Consider the following 5,022-nt stretch of genomic DNA (forward strand, 5'->3'; position numbering starts at 1 on the left):
ATCGTGAAACGCATCGATTTTATCTTACCTCTTTGTTTGTCTTTGCTCATGTGTTCTCCGCAACATAAAAACGAAACCGATAACGCCGTACAAAAACTCGATCCCCGCTTGCGCATGGTCTTGCAGCGGCCGGAGCAAACGGCGGCGGATACGCCCCTTGAGGTTTTGATAAAATTCAAAGCGCCGTTGACGCCGGAGCAGCAAGCCGAGCTTGCGAACGCCGGCGTGAACGTGCAGACCACGCTGGGCACGATTGCAACCGCGACGCTCGCGCGCGCGGCCGTGCTGCCAGCCGCAAAACTTGACTTTGTTGTGTACCTTGAATATGCCAAAGAGCAAAAAATCGCCCCGGACCCTGTTCCATAAAATTCAAAAGGAGTTTGTTGCATGCGAAAGGATAATGCATTGTTCTTGAGCGCGGCTGTTTTTTTTCTATCCCAAACTTTGCTGTTTGCGGGTGAATTGAGTTCTTCGACAGCGGCGAAGCTCGATCCGCGTTTGCGCCTGCTGGTGCAGCAGCCGCTGTTTCAAAAAGGCTTGTTGGCAAAAACCGGCGCATTGCACACGACGGCTTCCGATGAACGCATCAACCTATTGGTCAAAACCAAAGGAGCCGGTGATGAAATCACCGCCAACGGCGGTCGCGTGCTCGCCATGATCGGTGATATTGCCGTTGTCGAAACGCCGGTCGAGCGCCTGGAAACACTCGCGAATTTGCCAAGCGTGGTTTATCTGGAAGCTTCCAAGTTGATGAAGCTCAGCAACGATACCGGTACCACGGAATCGCGCGGCAAAGCGGCAAGGCAACAATTCAATCTCAGCGGCAGAAACGTCCTGGTCGGCGTCATCGATTCCGGCATTGATTGGCGGCACGATGATTTTCGCACGGCGCAGGGCCAAACGCGCATCAAATTCATTTTGGATCTCAGTCAAGGCGGCGCCGTTTACACCGAGGCGCAGATCAATGCTGCATTATCCGGCGGCGGAACCGTCAGCGAAGCCGATCGCAACGGCCACGGCTCGCATGTGATGGGCACAGCAGCGGGCAATGGCCGCGCCACCGGCGCCAACATTCCCGCAGGAACATATGCCGGCATGGCGCCGGAAGCCGATCTTGTGGCGATAAAATCTCAAAATGGCGACAACGGCACCATTTCCGAGGCCGATGCCATTCGCGGCATGAAATTTATCGACAGCGTTGCCGCCGTGTTGGGCAAGCCGTATGTCATCAATCTGAGTTTTGGCGGACATAGCGGCGCGCACGACGGCACGAGCTTGCAAGAGCAGGCCATCGACAATCTCGTCGGGCCAGGCAAAAGCGGCAAAGTTATTGTGGCTGCCGCCGGAAACGATGGTGATGAAAACATTCACGCCGGCGGAACGCTGAACAGCGGGTCCGTTACGATTGATTTCAATCTTCCTTCCTTTACCGCCACTTCCGGCACACAAAATGATTACGTGCAAATCGAAGCGTGGTATTCCGGCGCCGCCAATCTCAGCTTTCGCCTGACGGCGCCAAACAACGCGCAATACACCGCCAATAGCGGCGTGCGGTTTGGGCAAGATACGCCCAATGGCGCGGTTATTATCGACAATGCCTCGGCCGGCGTCAATCCGCTCAATGGCGATAAAGAAGTTTTGATGCAAATTTTCGATTTCAGCAGCAATGTGCCGGCTGCCGGCACTTGGCGCTTGACGATTTCCGGCGCAGCCCCGCGCTATGATCTTTGGCTCACCGCTTCGACCATGGGCGCGAGTCTGACTTCAAATATCGATGAGACGCGCACTCTGACCATGCCGGGAACCGCAAACAATATTATCACGGTGGGCGCGTGGGACACAAAGAAACTCTGGACGGATTTGGATGGCAATCAACTGCAAAATCCCTCTGCCACCGTCAACACCTCGGGCGCATTTTCCGGCAACGGCCCGACGCGCGATGGCCGCATCAAACCGGAGATTTCAGCGCCCGGCCGCATGATCGCATCAACACTCTCAGCCGAGGCTTCGCCTAATGCGCAATTCAGCGTTTGGAAAGGCACGGCCACTTTTCCGAATGCTTATATTTTGCGCGATAATCGCCACGCTATCGGTCTGGGCACCAGCTTCGCCGCGCCGAACGTTGCCGGCGGTATCGCATTAATGTTGGAACGAAATCCGGGCTTCGACGCGATTCAAATTCGCAACATGCTTACCGGCACGGCTAAAAATGATGGTTTCACCGGCGCGACGCCCAACAACAAATGGGGTTATGGCAAAGTTGATTTTGTGGCTGCGTTGACGACCACGGCGGTCACGAATCCCGAAAGCGGCGGCCAACCTCCGCAAAAATTTGCCCTGCTGCAGAATTATCCCAACCCCTTCAACCCGACAACTGTGATCAGTTTTGAGTTGCCGGTGAATAGCGAGGTCACGTTGTCGGTTTACAACACGAACGGACAGTTGGTAAAGCAAGTGGCAAACGGCAATTTTGCAAGCGGCAGCCACAGTTTCATCTGGGATGCGACAGATGCGCGCGGCATACGTGTGGCGAGCGGGGTTTATCTGTACGTCATTAAAGCAGGTGAATTTACCTCGCAGCGCAAGCTCGTCTTGTTGAAGTAAACCGTGGTGCAGTGATTCGACGCAAAATATTCCGATTTAAGCATATTGTGTGCCGGCTAACGCCGATCGGCAATCTACAACAAAAAGCTTTCTTGCAGTAGACGTATTTTGACCGGGATGCCCCATTTTTTTAGCGCTGCCCTCGCGCAGTTGAGCAGCGCAAAAAAGATTGGGGCATTTTTTTTGTGAGAAGACGCTTGCTTTTATGCGCGCGGGAAGCCATCTTTAAACCGGGATACGTGAATGCGCTGGTGAACGAAGGGCATAACATGAATCATGCAATTGCCTTTAATTTTGATCATTTGAATTGCGTAGGAGAAAGTGCTGCATTTCAGGCTGTTTTAAAGCGGGCGAGAAAAATGGCAAAAGTGCCGCGCCCGATATTGATTCGTGGAGAACGCGGCGCGGGCAAGGATTTGTTGGCGCGCTTCATTCATCAAGCCGGAGATCGCAGCGGCCGCGCGTTTGTTGTCATGCATTGCGCCGTTGTGCCGGACGAATTTTTTGCGACGGATTTTTTTGGACGGGAGAAAGAAACGCATGTCGATGCGCAACCGGGAAAGCTGGAGCTGGCAAACAAGGGCACGCTTTTTTTGAATGAGATCGCCAACCTTTCGCGCGCCACCCAGGAAAAACTGCTGCGCGTTATCGAGCACAAAAAATTTGAAAAAGTCGGCGGCGCCGAGGCGTTCGACGCGGATGTACATTTTATCATTGCCACAAACGCGCCGCTGGAGGAAATGATGGATTCCGGCGAGTTTCTGCCGGAGCTTTATCACCGGCTTAGCTTTGCCGAACTGATCTTGCCGCCGTTGCGCCGAAGGCGGGAGGATATCCCCGCGCTGATTGCACATTTCGTGCAGCAGCTTCATTTCGAAATTCCCAACCTCGAACAGAAAACGTTCACACCGGCAGCCATAAAAGATCTGCAAGCGTATCATTGGCCCGGCAATATTCGTCAACTCAAAAATTTGATCGAACAGCTTTATTTGACGGATGAAGACGGCGTCATCCAATCCTCGGATTTGCCTCTGGCGCTCACTACAGTCGAGCCGCTGAACGGAACTTTTTCCGAAAAGGTTTTGGCTTTTGAAAAGACCTTGCTGCTGAATGCCATCAAGGACGCGCACGGCAACCAACGTCTGGCGGCGCAACGCCTGGGCCTGCCCTATGAACAGTTTCGCGAGTATTACAGAAAATATCATCTGCACGAGCTTATGGCGTAAGGGAGCGGCGCATGAAAACGAAAGCAAGTATTGCCGCGCAAATTGCGGCAAATCTCGACCACCTGTTGGCGCAGTCCGTGGATCCGGCCGTGCTGGTGAAGCAGCTTATCGCGGACATGGAAGAAAGTTTGATCGAATTGCGCTGCGACACGCTGCGCGCTTTGGCGCGTGAGAAGCAATTACGTAAACAGATTCAAGCGTCTCAGGATTTGGTGCAAGAGCTGGCCGAACAGGCAAAACAGGCCGTGTATGCCGGCAACGAAGCGCTGGCGAAACAAGTGCTCGCGCGCAAACTGCACACACAAAAAGCTCGGGAAACCCTCGAAAAGGATTTGCAAGAGGCCCGGGAAATCGTCGCGCAGAGCAAGGCCGATCTTCCGCGTTTGGAAGATCAGGTCCAGCTCGCACGCCGCAAAAAAGAAGATTTGGTGCGGCGTCGGGCATTCGCCTTGCGCGGTCACGCCGCGCCGTCACGCACCGGCGAAGTTTTGAATACGGCCATCAATTCGATTTCAGATCTGCCATCAACCGGCAAGGCATTGGGGATTTATCAGACTATGGTGAGTCAGGTCGAACAGGCAGGCGAGCAAATGAGTGAAGCCCCCCGAACGGATTTTGAGCGCGAGCTTGATTTTCAAAAACTCGATGAAGATAATTCAATCGAAGACGAATTGGAACGGTTGAGACGCGAGCAGGCGCAGGCTTAATGTGTTTTGATGATTGAAATTGTTGATTGTTCTGCCGCGGGTTGGCCGCAGCATCTGCCTTGACAAAGCCCCGTTTAAGCCCTAACACAAAACACAACAGAAAAAAACGTGAATACCCAAATTCATTTAGCGCTCTATTTTGTTTCCCGGCCCGCATAGGGTTGCCACCATTGCGCACGTAATGTGTTAGCCTCTGCCGCGGCAGTCTCCGAAATGGAAAATTCAAATGAGGCCGCTGGCTGCGCCGCCAAAGTCACCTCCAGCTTGCGAATGCGGCCGCGCCGCGCGATGAGTAAATTGATTTTTGTTCCCACCGGTTTTGCCTGCACCACCTCCTGCCAATTATCGAACGCGAGGGCTTTATCATCGCATGCCAGCAGACGATCGTCCGCCTCCAATCCCGCTTGCGCAGCAGGGGAGGCCTCAGCCACTTCTGCAATTACCGCTTGATTGTTTTGATTCTTGACGCTGACACCGAGATAAGG

At 53.7% G+C, this 5,022-nt stretch carries 5 protein-coding genes; 4 read left to right on the forward strand and 1 reads right to left on the reverse strand.

All coding sequences use genetic code 11. From position 1 onward, the window contains the following. Positions 1-48: 48 nt before the first annotated feature. The 4 genes from FBQ85_26310 to FBQ85_26325 all read left to right on the forward strand — a co-directional run bounded on the left by FBQ85_26310 (position 49) and on the right by FBQ85_26325 (position 4,537). The gene (locus tag FBQ85_26310) at positions 49-366 is read left to right on the forward strand and encodes a hypothetical protein (GenBank protein ID MDL1878646.1); all 318 of its coding nucleotides are present in this window, start codon (positions 49-51) and stop codon (positions 364-366) included. A 21-nt stretch (positions 367-387) separates the two neighbouring features. After that, positions 388-2,604 carry a T9SS type A sorting domain-containing protein gene (locus FBQ85_26315; GenBank protein ID MDL1878647.1) on the forward strand — a complete coding sequence of 739 codons (2,217 nt, stop codon included), beginning with the start codon at positions 388-390 and terminating at the stop codon, positions 2,602-2,604. 269 nt (positions 2,605-2,873) lie between these two features. Next, on the forward strand, positions 2,874-3,830 hold the full coding sequence (locus FBQ85_26320) for a sigma-54-dependent Fis family transcriptional regulator (protein MDL1878648.1): 957 nt from the start codon (positions 2,874-2,876) through the stop codon (positions 3,828-3,830). 11 nt (positions 3,831-3,841) lie between these two features. Further along, positions 3,842-4,537 carry a hypothetical protein gene (locus tag FBQ85_26325; protein ID MDL1878649.1) on the forward strand — a complete coding sequence of 232 codons (696 nt, stop codon included), beginning with the start codon at positions 3,842-3,844 and terminating at the stop codon, positions 4,535-4,537. Positions 4,538-4,671: 134 nt separating this feature from the next. On the opposite strand, the gene FBQ85_26330 is transcribed toward FBQ85_26325, so the two are convergent. Further along, the coding region (locus FBQ85_26330; GenBank protein ID MDL1878650.1) for a PDZ domain-containing protein at positions 4,672-5,022 on the reverse strand (351 nt) is incomplete at its 5' end.

This window comes from Cytophagia bacterium CHB2, assembly GCA_030263535.1.
Classification (GTDB): Bacteria; Zhuqueibacterota; Zhuqueibacteria; order Zhuqueibacterales; family Zhuqueibacteraceae; genus Coneutiohabitans.

What these genes read in the sequence shown, in the direction of transcription:
- FBQ85_26310 (MDL1878646.1), top strand. Translation starts at nt 49, where the DNA reads ATGTGTTCTCCGCAACATAAAAACGAAACCGATAACGCCGTACAAAAA.
- FBQ85_26315 (MDL1878647.1), top strand. Translation starts at nt 388, where the DNA reads ATGCGAAAGGATAATGCATTGTTCTTGAGCGCGGCTGTTTTTTTTCTA.
- FBQ85_26320 (MDL1878648.1), top strand. Translation starts at nt 2,874, where the DNA reads ATGAATCATGCAATTGCCTTTAATTTTGATCATTTGAATTGCGTAGGA.
- FBQ85_26325 (MDL1878649.1), top strand. Translation starts at nt 3,842, where the DNA reads ATGAAAACGAAAGCAAGTATTGCCGCGCAAATTGCGGCAAATCTCGAC.